The sequence below is a fragment of the Pseudoxanthomonas sp. USHLN014 genome (genome assembly GCF_037153335.1).
Classification (GTDB): Bacteria; Pseudomonadota; Gammaproteobacteria; order Xanthomonadales; family Xanthomonadaceae; genus Pseudoxanthomonas_A; species Pseudoxanthomonas_A winnipegensis.
In genome coordinates this window covers 322830-340053 of sequence record NZ_JBBCKO010000001.1, presented here as the reverse complement: position 1 = coordinate 340053, position 17224 = coordinate 322830, and the positions used below count along the sequence as shown (strand labels likewise).

Annotated in this window: 14 protein-coding genes and 1 tRNA gene; 5 read left to right on the top strand and 10 right to left on the bottom strand. The window is 68.2% G+C overall.

Going from position 1 to position 17224, the window contains the following annotated elements; all coding sequences use genetic code 11:
- Nucleotides 1-346: 346 nt before the first annotated feature.
- A complete protein-coding gene (gene hisS, locus WFQ05_RS01535; protein ID WP_130536161.1) occupies nucleotides 347-1729 on the bottom strand; it encodes a histidine--tRNA ligase in 1383 nt (460 codons plus the stop codon).
- Between the two features lie 153 nt (nucleotides 1730-1882).
- Here hisS and WFQ05_RS01530 point away from each other — a divergent pair.
- Nucleotides 1883-1959, top strand: a tRNA-Pro gene (locus WFQ05_RS01530).
- A 110-nt stretch (nucleotides 1960-2069) separates the two neighbouring features.
- Here the strand turns inward: WFQ05_RS01530 and WFQ05_RS01525 are convergent.
- Nucleotides 2070-2942 carry a LysR family transcriptional regulator gene (locus WFQ05_RS01525; protein WP_337052333.1) on the bottom strand — a complete coding sequence of 291 codons (873 nt, stop codon included), beginning with the start codon at nucleotides 2940-2942 and terminating at the stop codon, nucleotides 2070-2072.
- Nucleotides 2943-3052: 110 nt separating this feature from the next.
- Here WFQ05_RS01525 and WFQ05_RS01520 point away from each other — a divergent pair, with 110 nt between their 5' ends.
- A complete protein-coding gene (locus WFQ05_RS01520; protein ID WP_337052332.1) occupies nucleotides 3053-3571 on the top strand; it encodes a phenolic acid decarboxylase in 519 nt (172 codons plus the stop codon).
- 451 nt (nucleotides 3572-4022) lie between these two features.
- Complete coding sequence (locus tag WFQ05_RS01515; RefSeq protein ID WP_337052331.1) at nucleotides 4023-4274, top strand: hypothetical protein; 252 nt, start codon at nucleotides 4023-4025, stop codon at nucleotides 4272-4274.
- A 105-nt stretch (nucleotides 4275-4379) separates the two neighbouring features.
- Here the strand turns inward: WFQ05_RS01515 and WFQ05_RS01510 are convergent, their stop codons facing one another.
- The 4 genes from WFQ05_RS01510 to WFQ05_RS01495 are packed head-to-tail and all read right to left on the bottom strand — an operon-like array spanning nucleotide 4380 to nucleotide 7454.
- The gene (locus tag WFQ05_RS01510; RefSeq protein WP_337052330.1) at nucleotides 4380-5108 is read right to left on the bottom strand and encodes a glycosyltransferase; all 729 of its coding nucleotides are present in this window, start codon (nucleotides 5106-5108) and stop codon (nucleotides 4380-4382) included.
- Nucleotides 5105-5707, bottom strand: a complete 603-nt coding sequence (locus WFQ05_RS01505; protein WP_130519665.1) for a class I SAM-dependent methyltransferase — start codon at nucleotides 5705-5707, stop codon at nucleotides 5105-5107. The genes WFQ05_RS01510 and WFQ05_RS01505 overlap by 4 nt, the downstream gene beginning before the upstream one ends.
- Complete coding sequence (locus WFQ05_RS01500) at nucleotides 5704-6462, bottom strand: PIG-L family deacetylase (protein WP_337052329.1); 759 nt, start codon at nucleotides 6460-6462, stop codon at nucleotides 5704-5706. The genes WFQ05_RS01505 and WFQ05_RS01500 overlap by 4 nt, the downstream gene beginning before the upstream one ends.
- On the bottom strand, nucleotides 6450-7454 hold the full coding sequence (locus tag WFQ05_RS01495; protein ID WP_337052328.1) for an acyl-CoA dehydrogenase family protein: 1005 nt from the start codon (nucleotides 7452-7454) through the stop codon (nucleotides 6450-6452). Before WFQ05_RS01495 ends, WFQ05_RS01500 begins: the two co-directional genes overlap by 13 nt.
- Before the next feature lie 382 nt (nucleotides 7455-7836).
- Here WFQ05_RS01495 and WFQ05_RS01490 point away from each other — a divergent pair, with 382 nt between their 5' ends.
- Both WFQ05_RS01490 and WFQ05_RS01485 read left to right on the top strand, forming a co-directional pair.
- The gene (locus tag WFQ05_RS01490; RefSeq protein WP_337052327.1) at nucleotides 7837-10629 is read left to right on the top strand and encodes a TonB-dependent receptor; all 2793 of its coding nucleotides are present in this window, start codon (nucleotides 7837-7839) and stop codon (nucleotides 10627-10629) included.
- 7 nt (nucleotides 10630-10636) lie between these two features.
- Nucleotides 10637-12238, top strand: coding sequence for an alkaline phosphatase D family protein (locus WFQ05_RS01485; protein ID WP_337052326.1), 1602 nt, complete (start codon nucleotides 10637-10639; stop codon nucleotides 12236-12238).
- Nucleotides 12239-12253: 15 nt separating this feature from the next.
- Here WFQ05_RS01485 and WFQ05_RS01480 read toward each other — a convergent pair whose 3' ends face one another.
- The 4 genes from WFQ05_RS01480 to serC form a co-directional block, all read right to left on the bottom strand.
- Nucleotides 12254-12895, bottom strand: a complete 642-nt coding sequence (locus WFQ05_RS01480) for a hypothetical protein (RefSeq protein ID WP_130531170.1) — start codon at nucleotides 12893-12895, stop codon at nucleotides 12254-12256.
- A 119-nt stretch (nucleotides 12896-13014) separates the two neighbouring features.
- The gene (gene aroA / locus WFQ05_RS01475; RefSeq protein ID WP_337052736.1) at nucleotides 13015-14325 is read right to left on the bottom strand and encodes a 3-phosphoshikimate 1-carboxyvinyltransferase; all 1311 of its coding nucleotides are present in this window, start codon (nucleotides 14323-14325) and stop codon (nucleotides 13015-13017) included.
- A 454-nt stretch (nucleotides 14326-14779) separates the two neighbouring features.
- Nucleotides 14780-15988 carry a prephenate dehydratase gene (gene pheA, locus WFQ05_RS01470; RefSeq protein ID WP_337052325.1) on the bottom strand — a complete coding sequence of 403 codons (1209 nt, stop codon included), beginning with the start codon at nucleotides 15986-15988 and terminating at the stop codon, nucleotides 14780-14782.
- A gap of 140 nt (nucleotides 15989-16128) precedes the next feature.
- Nucleotides 16129-17214: a phosphoserine transaminase gene (gene serC / locus WFQ05_RS01465; RefSeq protein ID WP_337052324.1), complete on the bottom strand. Its 1086-nt coding sequence runs from the start codon at nucleotides 17212-17214 to the stop codon at nucleotides 16129-16131.
- Nucleotides 17215-17224: the final 10 nt, after the last annotated feature.

Below are 17224 nucleotides of genomic sequence, written 5' to 3'. Positions count from 1 at the left end.
TTTGGGAGCCGCCATGGCGGCGATGAGGCTTTCCCGGCGAGGCCTCATCCTGATGCTGACACTTCTTCGGTAGAGCCCTGTCGCCGCCATTGGCCGAGAAGGCCACAAGGGCGGCTCCTACCTGTAGAGCGGAGCTTGCTCCGCTGCGTTTCGTTCAGTTCGTAGGAAAGCCCCAGCGGAGCAAGCTCCGCTCTACAAGGAGGCTGCGGCTTGATCTGAGAGACCGTTGGTCCCACCGAGCGCGACCGCTTCGCTAAAGGAAAAGGGCGCCGACGGCGCCCTTTTCTTGTTCCAGCTTCAGCCGATGCCCGCAACCAGCGCCGGCCTGGCCCACCGCAGTGCGCGATCAGCGCCCCGCCAGCGCGCTCACCTGCGCCAGTTCCACGCGCAGCGTAGTGGCCAGCTCCTCGCGCGGGACCTCGAACTGCAGCTCGCGCACCAGGTCCTTCACAGTGACCACGCCGCGGGCCAGTTCGTCCTCGCCGGCCAGGGCGACGAAGCGGATGCCGGCGCGCGAGGCGTACTGGAACTGCTTGCCAAGCTTCTTCGGCTCCATCTGCACTTCGGTGTTGATGCCGCCGGCGCGCAGGCGCTGGGCGATGTCCAGCGAATCGGGCAGCTGCGCCTCGTCCATCAGCGCCACCAGGGCCTGCACGCTGCTGACGTCGGCTTCCTGGATCAGCCCGGCCTCGCGCAGCTGCCAGAACAGGCGTGTCAGTCCGATCGAGATGCCCACGCCCGGCAGCTTGGACTTGCTGTAGTGGCTGGCCAGGTTCTCGTAGCGTCCGCCCGAGCAGATCGAGCCGATCTGCGGATAGGCGTCCAGCTGGGTCTCGTAGACCGTGCCGGTGTAGTAGTCCAGGCCGCGGGCGATGGAGAAGTTCAGGCAGTACGCGCTTTCCGGCACGCCCAGCGCCTTGACCAGGGTCAGCACCTCGCGCAGCTCGGCGATGCCTTCGTTGAACACCGCGCTGCCCTGCCCCAGGCGGTCCAGCTGCGCCAGCGCATCGTCGTGGCCGGTGGAGCGCACGGCGACGAAGGCCAGGATCTGTTCGACCACCTCACCCGACAGGCCGAAGCCTTCGCCGGTCAGCGTCTCGCGCACGTAGTCGGCGCCGCGCTTGTCCAGCTTGTCGACCTCGCGCAGGACCAGCATCTGCGCCTGGCCGTCGGCCACGCCCAGGTTCTCGAAGAAGCCGCGCATCAGCTTGCGGTTGTTGAGCTGCACGGTGAACGCGCCGATCTGCAGCTCGGAGAAGACCGCGTGGATCACCGCCAGCACCTCGGCATCGAAGCGGATGCTCAGCTCGTCCTTGCCGATCACGTCGATGTCGCACTGGTAGAACTCGCGGAACCGGCCGCGCTGGGCGCGCTCGCCGCGATACACGCGCTGCATCTGGTAGCGCCGGAACGGGAAGGCCAGCTCGTGCTCGTGCTCGGCCACGTAGCGCGCCAGCGGCACCGTCAGGTCGAAGCGCAGCGCCAGCTCGGGCAGGCCCTCGTTGGCCTGGGCCAGCGCGCCGGTGGACTGGGCGAAATACACCTGCCGCTCGGTCTCGCCGCCGGATTTGGTCAGCAGCACCTCGGACAGCTCGAACACCGGCGTCTCCACCGGCAGGAAGCCGAAGCGCTCGTAGTTGCGGCGGATCGTGTCCAGCATGCGCTGGAAGGCGATCTGGTCACGGGGCAGCAGCTCCATGACGCCAGGCGGCGTGCGCGGCTTGATCAAGCGGGTGACTCCGGCGGAACGTGGGGCCGCATATTCTATGCGCCGGCGCGGCTCGCGGCAGCGCCCGCCACGCGCGAAACCCCCATCGATGCAGATCGGTGCACTTCCCCTCTTGCCGACCCGCCCGCCTTTGCCTAGAATGCGCGGCTCCTTCGGGGTGTAGCTCAGTCTGGTAGAGCGCTACGTTCGGGACGTAGAGGTCGCAGGTTCGAATCCTGTCTCCCCGACCATTTGCAAGTGGTCTTGATCAAGCCGCCCATGAGGCGGTTTTTTCATGTCTGGCCTCAGCCAAGAGGTGCGCGCCGCATGCGCATCGATCGACAAGCGACGCGCGCGGCCGTCAGACCGCAGGTCCGTTCCGGATCAGGTCGGCCAGTGCGGCAACCGCCTGCGAGGCGGCGGCCTCGCTGCTTCCTTTCCACAGATTGAGCGGAATGGCGCGCCGGCTGCCGGCGCCCAGGGTCAGCGGCACCAGCGCGCCGGTGGCCAGATCCTCGTGAATGAGGTCGGTTGGCAGCCAGCCGAAGCACAGGCCGCGTCGAACGGCGTCGGCTGCGCCTTCGACGGTGTTCATCAGCCAGACGCGCTGATTCGGCGGCCGCACCGACTCGAACTGCGCGCCGCGGATTTCGGCCAGCACATGCCTGAGCCGCTGCCTGCCCGGCGCGCGCGCCTTGGCGAGCGGATGGCCCGGCGCGGCGACGGCGAGCAGTTCGACGCTGACGATGGTCGCGTCCCCGATCTGGTCGCCCGGCGCCGGCAGCACGGCCACTTCGTGGCGCGCCAGCAGGTCCTCATCCGGCCACTGGCGGACGGTCTGCACCAGATGGATGTCGATGCCGGGATGGCGCGCGGTGAAGGCGGCCAGGGCATCGAACAGACGCGCGCGCGGGAACAGCACATCCACCAGCAGGCGCACGCGCACGGGCTCGCCGCCGGCGATGCCGCGGCCCCGACGCTCGACCTGTTCAAGCGCGTCGATCAGCGGGGTGGCTTCGGCCAGCAACGCCTCGCCCGCGGGCGTGAGCACGGCGCGGCGTCCCTCCAGCGTCAGCAAGTCCACGCCGAGGGCCTCGCGCAAGCGCGCCACGGCGTAGCTCACCGAGGACTGGCTGCGGTTGAGCGCCACGGCGGCCGCGGCGAAGCCGCCCTCGCGCACGATCGCGCGCAGCACGGCCCATTGCTCGAGCGTCGAACGAGGCATGGCGGTCATGGCGCTGATCCTATCGGATTAATCGATCTTTCTGCGCCGAAATAAGCGTTTGAACGTCGAATAATCCGAACACAGACTATGGCGTGTTCTCAACTCCTCAGGAATTCGCCATGTCCGATCCCTTCGAATCCACCAAGCCCGAAGAACTCGTCGACTTCATCGGCACCCACATGATCTACACCTACGACAACGGCTGGCAGTACGAGCTGTACGTCAAGGACGAGCGCACCGTGGACTATCGCATCCATAGCGGCATGGTCGGCGGGCGCTGGGTGCGCGACCAGGCCGCGCACATCGTCAGGCTCTCGCCCGAGGTCTACAAGATTTCCTGGGACGAACCCACCGGCACCTGCGTCAGCGTTTCGGTCAACCTCAAGGCGCGCAAGCTGCACGGGGTGATCTTCTTCCCGCAATGGGTGGCGCAGGCGCCGGAAAAGACCGTGTGCTTCCAGAACGAACATCTCGGCGAGATGCGCGCCTACCGCGATGCCGGCCCGACCTATCCGAAGCTGGTGGTGGACGAGTTCGCCACGCTGACCTTTACCGAGAACCGCGGCGCCCACGACGAAAGCGTCATCGCCTGTCCGCCGTCCGAACTGCCGCCCGGCTACGCGGCGCGACGCAACTGAGGCACCGACGCGCCCCATCGAGGAGTCGCTCACGCGCTTTGCCGTGCGACTCCTCGTTGGCGCCGTGCTCACAGCGCCGGGCGGCCTCGCGCCGGCGCGCACCTCACCGACTCTCCTGCCCCGCTATGCCGGGGGCGCCAAGCGCGTGCGTGCCCCGATCAAACGCGCCCAGTTCGACGAGATGGGCGCGCTCGTCCATGCCAGTCAAGCGCACCCGCTCGGTACGCGCGCGGCACATGAGCATACGGAGCCGCCTTAAGGCGCTTGCTAGCGTCCGAGGGCGCAACTGAACCTGTTGATTGACCCTCTGTCTCAGGATGTGCGACGCAAGGCGCGCACGCTGGTCGATCTTTCCCGCTGCCCTGCTCGCCTCTTGCCAGGCCGCCTTCTCGGCGATTGGCGCGATGGACGATGCGGCGTCAGGCCTCGGGGATCCCTGCAGGAGCAACGCATGACGGCCTTCGTGTTTCGCAGCCAGGGGCGACCCACCCACGATTCACTGGTCATGCGGGTCATCAGGGCCCTGACCGAGCTGGAGATCGACGGCGCGGGCATCGAGCTGCTGGCCCGTGGCATCCGTGCCGCGTCGGATGGCGAAGGCGGTCTGGTCATCGCCGACGTCGCCGGCCCGCCGGGCTGGCAGACCCATGCCGATGCGCTGCTGGCGCGGCACGGGCTGAAGTGCTCGCCTTACACCACGTAAGGCCTCGAGTTTTCCGCGCTCCTCGTCAGTTCTCTCGGCGCGATGGCACTGCAAGCTCGATCACGCACCTGCAAGAAGCCAAATCGAATCGGTGGCAGCGCGGCGCTACCCTTCGGCCTCGGTCGCGTTGGGCACAGGCTGTCCGTGCATGGGAGCCAAAGGCTTGGCCTGGGCCTGCATCAGGGACAACTCGAGCCGCTGCAGGAACTGGGAGAAGCCGCCGCTCGCCTTGGCCTGGCGCCTGGCGCTGGTGCGCACGACCGGGTACGGCGACCAGGCGATGCGGGTGCCGAAGGCCTGCAGGGCCTTGACCAGGGCGACGTCCTCGCTGCTGGTCGCGTCGGAGAATCCGCCGCAGCGCAGATAGCTGGCGACGCTCACACCCATGTTGGCGCCATGGATGCGGCCATGATCCACGCCCACCGGCTCGGAGGCCTCGAAGGCGCAGGCGGTTCCTGGCGCGTAATCCTGCCAGTCGCTGACTTCGACCACGCCGCAGAAGGCGTCTGTCTGCAGGGCGCGCTGCTGGAACAGCCAGTCGCTCGGCACCTCGGAGTCCGCATCGGTGATGGCCAGCCAGTCCGCGCCCAGCGCGATGGCGCGTTCGGCGGCCGTGGCGCGCGCCAGCCCGACGCCGCCGGGCATGGGCACCTGAATCACGCAGGCGCCGAAGGACGCCGCGATGTCGGCCGTCGCGTCCGTGCACCGATCCGATGCCACGACCACGATGACCGCTTCGTCGAGCTCCGGGTGGTTCGCCGCATGGCGGACCGACGCCAGGCAACGGCCGATCACCTCGGCCTCGTCATGCGCGGGGATCAGGACCGCGATCACCGCAATCCTTCCTGCTGAGCCACTGAAAGCGGCCGGCCCGCCCAGGCCTCGAGCAGAAAGTCGCTGTCCTCGTAGCGATAGGCCAGCGGCAGGGACAGCAGCTGGCCGATGCAGCGATGCACCTCGGTCCCGTCCTGGCAGGCTTCCTCGAACGGGTGCCGCCAGTGACAGGCCACCAGCAGGCCATCGGGGGTGAGCGCGTCCTGGGTCTGTTCGACCAGATCCTTCAGCTCTTCCGGCTGCAGGTAGTAGCCGACCTCGCTCACGACGATGAGATCGAAGCTGCCGCGCGGGCAATCGCGCGGATGGCAGGCCTGGATGACCTCCACGTTGGCGCAATCGGCGACGCGCTGCCTGGCCTGCTCGACCGCCTCGGCCGCCATGTCGGTGGCCAGCAGCTGTTCGCAACGCTGCGCCAGGCAGTGGGTCGTCTCGCCGTTGGAGCAGCCCAGCTCCCAGCCACGCGCGAAGCGGGCCCGCGGCAGCGTGGCCATCAGGATCTCGCGCTTGCGGGCCTCGTACCAGCGGGTCCGGTAGCCGAACGGATCCAGATGCTGATAGAGGGTGTCGAAATAGTGCGCGCGTGCCTGGGCACTCATGGGATGAAGACCTCGAAGGGGCGCTGGAACCGGGCCAAGGCCCAGTCTGGCAGAATGGGATCCGCGACCGGCGGGCTGACCGCGCCGATCTGCGATGCGAAGGCTTCGATGGCGTGGCACTTGGCCTGCAGGACGTTGGCAGGAAGCGGCATCCGCACGGCATGACGCAGGAAGACACTGGGCGCCGGGCCGTCCCAGTGCCAGGCCCAGACCGGGTACTGCACGAGTCGCGCGTCGCGCGCAGCGCACGCCTGGACCGCGGCCTGCGCGCAGGCCTCGTGGTCCGGGTGGCCGTCGTGCGCGTAGGTGACCAGCACCAGGTCCCTGGGCGAAAGCAGATCGGCGAGCCGGTCGGCGACCTGCGACACGCTGGCGCCGATCCTGCCGTCGCCGACGTTCATCCGGACGACGCTGGCCGGCGCGACATCCAGCCTGCCCAGGGCTTCGACCAGCTCGCGCTGACGCACCTGCGACAGGCGCTCGGGGCGCCACGCCGGCTCGCTCGGATAGGCCGCCTCGCCATCGGTCACCGAGACCACCAGGACCTCCATGCCACTGCTGCGGGCCAGGGCCATGGCGCCGCCACAACCCAGGACTTCGTCGTCCGGATGCGGTGCGACCACGACAAGACGCTCGGCGCCCTGGAAGAGTTCTTCAGGCGTGATGGATGCGAGCGCTGCCAGTGCGGGTGAGCTCGCCCACTGTCGTTCGCTGAGCCCCTGCCCCGCGATCTGCACCGTGCTCAGAGCGTCCATGCGCCCTCCGCCTGGTGCAACGCCTCCCCGAGCCACTGCTCGTCGCGCTGTCCGTGACATTGGCGGATGAAGGCCTGCAGATCCGCGCAGCGCTGGGCGTGCTCGGCATCGGTGCACAGCGAGGCCGGTCCCAGCGCCAGCGCCGCGCGCTCCATGACATCGCGGCAGACCCGGTCCACGAAGCAGCGCACCCGGGTGACCGCATACCGGTGGCTGTCCTGTGGCTGGCGGTCGATGTCGCGCGCGAGCTGGCGGAGCATCAGCTGCGCGGCGGTCAGCTGCGCATCGATCGCGCCGAGGTGGGCGGCGCAGAACGGATTCTTCGACACGCCAGGCGAGCGGCGCACGCGCTCGGCGATCGCGGTCGCCGCGCCGAACCAGCACGCCGCGATGCCCGCACCGCCGTGCCAGAAGCCGGGCCGCTCCAGATAGAACTCCGGCGTACTTACCAGGCGGGCGGCAGCTGCCGAGAAGTGTCCCTCACCGGTGGGAACGCCGACCATGCCCGGGCCCGACCACTGACTGGCATCGAGGCGGAACGTGCCCGGTGCCAAGGTGATGGCAGCCAATGGGCGGCGATCGTCGTGGACGACGGTCACCAGTGCGTGGCTGATCAAGCCCTGCGGGCCGCTGCACCAGGGCTTGATCCCGCTGACGCGGCCGGCGTGCGCGTCATAGCGGACGGTTTCGGTCGGGCCGCCGGCGGCCCAGACCGCCCAGAGGGTGTCCGCAGGTGGGCGCGGTTCGCCGGCCTCGGCGAGGATCGCCAACGCGTCGTAGTGCGCTTCCAGCACCTTGACCAGCGGCAGGCTCTCGGCGCCGAACCCGGCAAGCGCACGCCAACGCTCCAGCGTTTCGCCGCCACCCGGCCTGGGCAGGTCGGGCGTCTCGCTGATCTGGCGCCGCACGCGCGAGGCGAGCCATTCCGATCCGGAAGTGTCAAAGGACGCGACATGCAACGCCGTCGCGTGGGAAGTGTTGGCACCTGACATAAATCTGAAACTAGGTGGGCACTTGTATATCGCGCGTGATTCGCCAGCGGCACGGCTCATCGGAGGCTAACGCTTTGCGCGCATAGGTCCGTGTGAGGCGTGCCCAGCGCGTTTTCATCCCCACGCGTGAATATCCAGCTTGTGTGGTTTCGCTAACGCGCTGTCGGCTGCACGGGGGATGCTCCGCCCACTGCCGCGCAGCACATCCGACCTGATGGTCCACATGCGGCGATGCGACGCGCCGGGTTGCGGATCGACGGATCGAGCGCGGCAGCTCGACTGTGACGCATGTCGCCGCTGACGGACTGCGCGTGGTCGTGGTCACGAAGGCGCAATAGGCGCTGCGCACGCTGTCGGGCTTTGCACACCTGGACCGCTTTCGATGCCTGATGCCGCTCCTGCCTGTCCGAAGGCGCGACGCCGTCGCGCCCTGGGTGCCTGTCTGGTCTGCACCGCACTGGGCGCATCGTCGGCCGCGCTGGCGGTGGATCGCTCGCCCGTCCCACCTGCCGACGTCACTCGCAGGCCAGATGACACTGCCGCGGCAGCAGCTGCCAGCAGCAATCTCACCGATGCCGACGCTGGAGTCGCTGTCGCCGCCGGAGCCGAAAAGGGTCCTAACACACTGGAGACGGTCAAGGCCATCGCCGCGCACGAGGTGATCGAGCAGAAGAAGCGCGCGGCGGTGGTCAAGGATTCGGTGATCTACGACGAGATGGACAGCTATGGCGACGAGACCCTGGCCGAGAGCCTGATGGCCGCGCCCGGCATCAGCGCGGTGGAGGACGCCGGCGAGCCGCGCTTCGTCACCATCCGCGGCATCCAGCCCAATCTCAACTTCACCAGCCTGGACGGCATCGCCATCGCCAGCGTCGGCAACAGCGGCTCGGGCGAGCGCATGACCAATCTGCAGCTGATCCCCAGCGACATCGGCACGCGCACGGACATCTACAAGACCTTCGGCGCGCAGCAGGCGCCCGATGCGATCGGCGGCATCATCGACATCGTCAGTCGCAGCGCGTTCGACCGCGCCGGGCGCTATGTCTTCGCCGACGCGGCCGGCATCTATTCCACCGCCTCGACCGATGTCCAGCGCAGCGCCGGCGGCAACCACAAGACGCTCGGGCATTACGGCAAGAGCGCCAAGCTGGTGTTCTCCGACACCTTCGGCGCGGACGATCAGTTCGGCATCGTGGCGGTCGGCCGCTACCAGCAGCGCTCGCGCAACAGCGTCAAGCGCTGGGTGGAGAGCAACTACTTCTTCGATGCGGCCGGCAATTACCTGACCGACGGCAGCACCGGGCCGGACACGCTGCCTGGCTGGAACGGCCTGCGCGCGCCGGGCAACTTCAGTACCGGCACCTATACCAACTACATCACCAACTTCGGCGGCTCGCTCAAGCTGGAGTGGCGACCTGTCGATGCGCCCTACCTCGCCTCACTGCTGATGTACGGGTACCGGTTCTACGAAAACTCCACCATGAACAAGACCGACCTGTATTCGAACGCCAAGTTCGACATCCAGGACCAGACCGCCGACGGCGGCACCACGCAGATCAACAGCATTTACATCAAGAACCGGCACGATCGCTGGGACCGCGCCAACTTCGGCGCGATCGCCAGCTTCGACTGGGACATCGACGAAGCCTCGCGCCTGAGCCTGCGCGCCGGACACACGCAGGAGACCTTCGACAACACCCAGGTGTACTGGGGCGTGCGCGCCTATCCGACCGGGCTGTTCGTGGACTATGCCAACGACGACCACGGCTTCCCCAACGCGATCGCGGTGTCCGACCCGCGGCTGCTGCTCGGCTCGGCCTACAAGCTCAACCCGGCCCAGGCCTACGTCTCGCCGCGCGACGCGCAGGAGCGGATCGAACACGTGCGGCTGGACTTCACCCACAACACCGGCGATGAGGCGCGCGGCTTCGGCCTGGCCAGCGGCGCCGAGTATCGGCACCTGAACATCTGGCAGGACGTGGACTTCACCTACTACACCACCAAGGACACGCTCAACGCCTACCTCTATCCCGGCGCGACGCTGGTGGGCACGGTGCCGGGCTTTCCATTGATCGACAACGCCAAGCTCACCGATGGCCTGGTGCCCAGGCTGGCCAATAACGACAAGGCCTATCGCAACGCCGACTCCAGCAGCGACTACAAGTACGTCGAGGACATCGCCGATGCCTACGTCTCGGCCCAGTACGCCTGGGAACGGGCGCTGCTGCTCGGCGGCCTGCGCTACGACCACACCCGATTCGATGCCTTCAGCCCGTACAGCGATGACGGCGGCACCACCTACACGGCCGATTTCAGGAAATCCAAGGGCGGCTACAGCAACCTGCTGCCCTCGTTGAACGCGCTGTTCAAGCTCGGCGAGCGCCAGCGCCTGCGCTTCTCGGTCAGCCAGACCCTGGGCCGGCCCACGCCGGGCAATGTCGCCCAGGCAAGCAGCACCAGCTGCGCCGAGGACGAGGACGGCGGCGGCTACTGCACGATCAGGCGTGGCAATCCCCAGCTGCATCCGCGCAAGTCGACCAATCTGGACCTGGCCTGGGACCTGTACTTCAACGGCAACAACGGCATCGTCTCGCTGGCGCTGTTCGACAAGATCATCAAGGACGACATCTACACCCTGACCACCTACCAGGTCCTCGACGATGTCACCTACAAGGTGACCCAGCCGATGAACACCGACGAGTCGACGCTGCACGGCGCCGAACTGGCGCTGGCCAACCGCTCACTGCGCTGGGGCGATCAGCGCTTCGACCTGTACTTCAACGCGACGAGGCTGTTCGGCAAGACCGAATACGTCACCAGCGATGGCCAGCCGCGTGCGCTGGACCGCCTGCTCTACCAGCCGGACTGGTCGCTCAACGGCTCGGCGATCTGGCGCATGCCCTGGCGCAACGCGCAGCTGCGCGTGTCGGGCAACTACCGCTCCAAGATGCTGGTGGACTTCGGCGATACGGCCTGGCTCGATTCGTATTACGACCCGTACATGACCTTCAACCTGGGCTTCAGCCACCGGGTCTCCAAGCACGTCTCGTTCAAGTACGAGGCCAAGAACCTCTTCAATACCCAGCCCACCTACAGCATGGGCCCGGGCGGCAGGTACCGCACAGAGATCGACGACTACGGGCGCTTCTTCTACTTCCACATCATCTATCAGTGAGGCCAACATGCCGGGCATCGATCGTCGCCGCTTTCTTCAGCTCTCCGGCCTGTCGGCGCTCGGCGCCTGGGTGGGCACCGCCTCGGTGCTGGCCGCCGAGCAGGACGCCGCCGGCCTGAGCCTGCGCAACCTGCTCAAGTCGCCGAAGTTCGACACCACGCCCTTCACCGTGGGCGTGGCCTCGGGCGACCCCGCCCCCGATGGCATGGTGCTGTGGACGCGCCTGGCGACCGAGCCGCTGGAGTACGGCGGCGGCATGCCGACCCGGCCGATGGTGGTGGGCTGGGAGCTTGCCGAGGACGAGGACTTCCGCAGGATCCTGCGCAGCGGAACCACGCTGGCCCATCCCGAGCTGGGGCACGCGGTGCATGTCGAGCTGGAGGGCCTCGCACCGGCGCGGCCCTACTGGTACCGCTTCAACATCGCCGGCTATACCAGCGCGATCGGCCGCACCGCCACGCTGCCGGCGGCCGACGCGGATCTTGCGCGCGTGCGCTTCGCCGTGGCCGGCTGCCAGCAGTACGAGGAAGGCCACTACACCGCCTGGCGCCACATCGCCGACGAGCCGCTGGACTTCGTCTTCCACTACGGCGACTACATCTACGAAGGCGCGACCAACACCACCGCCAGCCGCAAGGTCAACGGCCGGCCCTTCACCAACCTGCGCAACCACGTCGGTCCCGAGCTCTACACGCTGGACGATTACCGCCGCCGCTATGCGCAGTACAAGACCGATCAGGATCTGCAGGCCGCGCATGCGGCGGCGCCATGGTTCGTGACCTTCGACGATCACGAGATCGACAACAACTGGGCCAGTGTCGACGACCAGGACGGCACGCCGAGCGAGCTGTTCCTGCTGCGGCGTGCGCAGGGCTTCCAGGCCTATTACGAGAACATGCCGCTGCGCCGCAGCGCCTTTCCGCGCGACGGGCACCTGCAGCTGTACCGGCGCGCGCGCTGGGGCAGGCTGCTGGACGTGCACTTCCTCGACACCCGGCAATACCGCAGCAAGCAGCCGGCCGACATGGCCGACCGCGCCGTGGTCGAGTCCCCGCAGCGCACGATCACGGGCCAGGCGCAGGAACGTTGGCTGTTCGACGGGCTGGCCGACCCGGCGCCGCGCTGGCAGGTGATCGCCCACCAGGTGGCGCTGGGCGACTACACGCTCGAGAGGAAAGGCCAGCTGGTGGAATCCGACGACCAGTGGTCCGGCTATCTGTCCAGCCGCCGCCGGCTGCTGGGCCATATCGACCAGGCCGGACATCGCAACGTGGTCACCGTCTGCGGCGATGCGCACCGCCATTACGCCAGCGATCTGGTGCAGGACAACGCCGAATCCGGCGTGATCTCCAGCGAGTTCCTGGCCACCTCCATCACCTCCGGCTCCGATGGCCTGGGCGTGGACCAGGAGGCGCGCGACACGCTGGCCCACAACCCGCACCTGAAGGTCACCACCGACAAGCGCGGCTATGTGCTGTGCACCGTCGAGCGCGACGCCTGCGTGGGCGATCTGAAGACGGTGGACCGCGTGATGGTGCCGGGCGCGAAGCTGGAACGCTTCGCGCGCCTGGCGATCGAACACGGCAAGCCCGGCCTGCAGCCGGCCTGAGCCGGCGGCGTGGCCTCAGCGCGGGTGGTGGAAATCCGCCCGGTGGTCGTCGCCGATGCGCGGTCGCGAGGGCGACAGCGCGCCCGGCGCATCGAAGTCGCGCGCATGCAACGGGTTGACCTCGAACAGGTTGGCCAGGCGCAGGCCGGCCTCTTCGCTGAGCAGCAGCGCCAGTTCGAACTGTTCGGCCACGAACGGCAGCAGCACGGCCGCGCCCGAGGGATCGCGTTCGACCTGCTGGTCGAACCGCCGCTGCAGCGAGGCGATGCCCTGCAGAGTCAGCACCAGATCCTGCAGCAGCGCCCCACTCTCGCCCAGGCGATACAACTCGGGAATCAGCTGGCGCAGCGCTTCGGGAACCGCCGCGGCCTGACGGCCCGAGGCGCCCAGCAGGGCGGCATCGGCGCCGACCGCGCGCAGGCCGAGCGCGGCGGTCAGGCCAGCGGTGATCTCATCACAGGCCGCGCCGGCCAGCAGGGCCAGGCTGCGCGCCTTGAGGCGTTCGGCCTCGCGCTCGGCGCGCTGCCGCGCGCGCTGTTCGCGCCGTACCACCAGCAGCACGCCGACGATCGCGGCGATCGACAGCAGCGCCTGCACCCACGCCGCCCAGACCTGCGGCGGCCAGGTCTGGCAGCCCAGCCCCATGCACGCATCCATGGCATTCCCCCTGTTTCAAGGGGGCCAGCATGCAGGCCTGGCCGGTCACGGACAATGTGCCCAAGGGCTCCCGAAGGACGACGGCGTCACAGTTTCGACGCCTCGTCCGGCCGCTGGATTCAGCGCGCCGGCGTCAGCCCGAATCCCGCGCCCACCGCCAGGGTGTCGAAGCCGGGGAACGAGGTCGCCACGTTGGCGATGTCGCGCACCAGCACCTCGCCGGACGACAGCTGGCCGGCGATGCAGAAGGCCATGGCGATGCGGTGGTCGCCGTGGCTCTCGATGGTGCCGCCGCCGATGGGGCCGCCGTGGATGGTCGCGCCGTCGGGCGTCTCGTCCACTCGCACGCCCAGCGTGCGCAGGCCGGTGGCCATGGCCGCCAGACGATCGGATTCCTTGACGCGCAGTTCGGCCGCGCCGCTGACGATGGTCTGGCCCTGCGCGGCGGCCGCGGCCACGAACAGCGCCGGGAACTCGTCGATCATGTCCGGCACCCCGCTTTCGGGAATGCGCGCGCCCTTCAGCGCGGCGTAGCGCACGCGCAGGTCGGCGACCGGCTCGCCGCCGTGTTCGCGCGCGTCGTGCACCTCGATGTCGGCGCCCATCAGGCGCAGCGCCTCGAGCAGGCCGGTGCGGCGTGGATTGAGGCCCACCGCCTTCAGCGTCACATCCGAACCGGGAATGATGCTGGCGGCGACCAGGAAGAACGCCGCCGAGGAGAAGTCCGCCGGCACCGCGATATCGGTCGCACGCAGGCGCTGGCCGCCACGCAGGCGCGCGTAGCCCGGCGAGAAGTCGATGTCCACGCCGAAGGCCGAGAGCATGCGCTCGGTGTAGTCGCGCGTGGGATGCGGCTCGCGCACGGTGGTGTCGCCGTCGGCGTACAGGCCGGCCAGCAGCAGGCAGGACTTGATCTGCGCGCTGGCCACCGGCGAGGCGTAGTCGATCCCGTGCAGCGCCTGGCCGCCGTGGATGCGCAGCGGCGGCGTGCCGTCCTCGCGCGTTTCGATCCTGGCGCCCATCTGCGCCAGCGGCGCAGTGACGCGGCGCATCGGCCGCCTGGACAGCGATTCATCGCCGATGAGCACGCTGTCGAAGGGCTGCGCGGCCAGTAGGCCGGCGAGCAGGCGCATGCCGGTGCCGGCATTGCCGCAGTCCAGCTCGCCGGTCGGCGCCTGCAGTCCATCCACGCCCACGCCGTGCACGATGCGCGTGGACGGCGACGGCGTCTCGATGCGCACGCCGAGGCGTTCGAAGATCGCCGCCGTGGCGCGCGTGTCCTCGCCTTCCAGGAAGCCTTCCACGCGCGAAGTGCCATCGGCCAGCGCCGCGAACATCACCGCCCGGTGCGAGACCGACTTGTCACCAGGGATGGCCAGCGCGCCATGCAGCGCCGAGCCAGGTTGAGCGATCCAGGATTGCGAGGTCATCGTCTTGTCCAGTCCAGCGGCCCACGCCGCGTTGTGCTTCAAAGTCTTGCTGCTTGTTTCGCCGCAGCTACCACTAAAACTGTTGCTGTTGCTGTTGCTGTTGCTGTTGCTGTTGCTGTTGCTGTTGCTGTTGCTGTTGCTGTTGCTGTTGCTGTTGCTGTTGTTGCTGCTGTTGCTGTTGTTGCTGCTGTTGCTGCTCCCGCTTTGCCCCCTCATCCGCAGCGGCGCCACCAGCGGGCAAACCCCGCAGGGGCGACGCACATGGATGTGCGTCGTTCCCGGTCGCGGCAGGATGCCGCGTCCGGGAATTCCGCTGGTGGCGCGGACCCTGCGTGCAGCGCAGGGCGCGAGGACGAGCGTGTTTTCTTTTGGTTACTTTTCTTTGCACGAGCAAAGAAAAGTAACTCGTGCCTCGAAGAGGTACGAAAGCTTTTGCCTCAAGCCGCACCCGGCATCAAGGCACCGCCACCGGATACGAACCCAGCACCTTGATCTGCGCCGAATGCGCTTCCAGCTCGGCCAACGCCTGCTTCATCGCCTCGTCCTCCACGTGCCCGGCCAAATCGATGAAGAAGCCGTATTCCCACTTGGCGTGGTGGCTGGGCCGCGACTCGATGCGGTTCATGCTGATGCCATGACGCGCGAACGGGCTGAGCACGTCGAACAGCGCGCCGGGCTTGTCGTGGATGAACACCAACACCGAGGTGCGGTCGTGACCGGACGGCGGGAAGATCCTGCGGCCCACCACCAGGAAGCGCGTGGTGTTGTCCTTGTCGTCCTGGATCGGGCTCATCACGACCTTCTTCAGGCCATAGGCGTGCACCGCGCTCTCGCCGCCGATCGCCGCCGCATCGTCCGCGTTGCGCGCGCGCCGCGCGCCCTCGGCATTGCTCGACACCGGCACCTTCTCGGCCTTGGGCAGGTTGGAGCGCAGCCAGCCGGCGGTCTGCATGAACGACTGCGGGTGCGCGTAGATGCGCTCGATGTCGGCGATGCGCCCGCTGCGCGACATCAGGAACTGCTGCACGCGCAGCTCGACCTCGCCGCAGATCTTCAGGTCGGAGGTCAGGAACATGTCCAGCGTGATCTGGATCGTGCCCTGCCCGGAGTTCTCCACCGGCACCACGCCGAAGTCGGCGCTGCCGCTTTCCACTTCCTGGAAGACCTCCTCGATGCTGGCCATGGGCAGCCCCAGGGCCGAGCGGCCGAAGTGCTTGAGCACGGCCTGCTGGCTGAAGGTGCCTTCCGGGCCCAGGTAGCCGATCTTCAGCGGCTCCTGCAGCGCCAGGCTGGAGGACATGATCTCGCGGAACACGTGCACCAGCACTTCGTCGGACAGCGGGCCCTGGTTGCGGTCCACCACCATGCGCAGCACCTGCGCCTCGCGCTCGGGGCGGTAATAGTCCACCGCGGCGGCGAGCTTGCCCTTGGCCTTGCCGACCTGCAGCGAATAGCCGGCGCGCTCTGCGATCAGCGCCTGGATCTCGCGGTCGATATGGTCGATGCGCGACCGCACCTGCGCCAGGTCGAACTCGGGCTCGGCAGGCGAGGCGCTGGCGTCCTTGGCGGATGCCTTGGCCACCTTGGCCGACTTGCCGGGCTTGGCCGCCTTGGCCGGCGACTTGCTCGGCGCGCTTGCGGGTTTGGGGATTTTCTTGGTCATTCGAGGTCATCCGTAAAGCGGAATTTGGCGGCTGCTCTGTGGGAGCCGCCACGGCGGCGATGGGGCTTCACCGATAAAGCCTCATCGCCGCCATGGCGGCTCCCGCCAGGCCGGCTCCCACGACAGCCAAGCGCAGTGGCTCAGCCATTGCGCCGCTGGAAGTCGTGCATGAAGTCCACCAGCACCTGGGCGCTGGCCACCGGCAAGGCGTTGTACAGCGAGGCGCGCAGGCCGCCGACCGCCTTGTGGCCCTTCAGGCCGATCAGCCCGGCGGCCTTGGATTCGGCCACGAAGCGCGCGGTCAGCGCCTCGTCGGCCAGGAAGAAGGGGATGTTCATGCGCGAGCGCGCCGCCGGATGCACGGTGTTGCGGTAGAAGCCGCCGGAGGCATCGATGGCGCCGTACACCAGCTGCGACTTGGCCGCGCTGCGCCGCGCGAACTCCTCCACGCCGCCCTGGTCCAGCATCCAGCGGAACATCAGCCCGGCCAGGTACCAGTTCCAGGTCGGCGGCGTGTTGAGCATCGAGTCGCGCGCCAGATGCGAGGCGTAGTTGAAGATGTCCGCGCGCGGCTGTCCGGCGCGTTCGAACAGGTCGCGGCGCACGATCACCACCGCCACGCCCACCGGCCCCAGGTTCTTCTGCGCGCCGGCATAGATCACGCCGTAGCGCGACACGTCGATCGGCTCGGAGGCGATCGAGGAGGAGAAGTCGGCGAACAACGGCACCTGCCCCACCTCGGGCGTGTGCCGGAACTCCACGCCATGGATGGTTTCGTTGGCGGTGATGTGCACATAGGCCGCATCGGGCGAGAGCCGCCAGTCCGCGCGCGGCGGGATGTCGGTGAAGCCCTCGGCCTCGCTGCTGGCGGCCACATGCACGTCGACGTAGTCCTTGACCTGCTTGATCGCGGTCTTGCTCCAGTGCCCGGTGACCACGTAGTCCACCGTCTGGCCGGGGCTGGCGAAGTTCAGCGCCAGCAGCGCCTGCTGGGTGGTGGCGCCGCCGGGCAGGAACAGCACGCCGTAGTCGTCGGGAATGGTCAGCAGCGTGCGCAGATCGGCCTCGGCGCGTGCGGCGACCTCCATGAACTCGGCGCTGCGGTGACTGATCTCCACGATCGAGGCGCCCACGCCGTTCCATTCCAGCATTTCGGACTGCGCGTGGCGCAGGACGGCTTCGGGCAGCGCCGCGGGGCCGGCGCTGAAGTTGTGGACGCGGGACATGGCGGCCTCG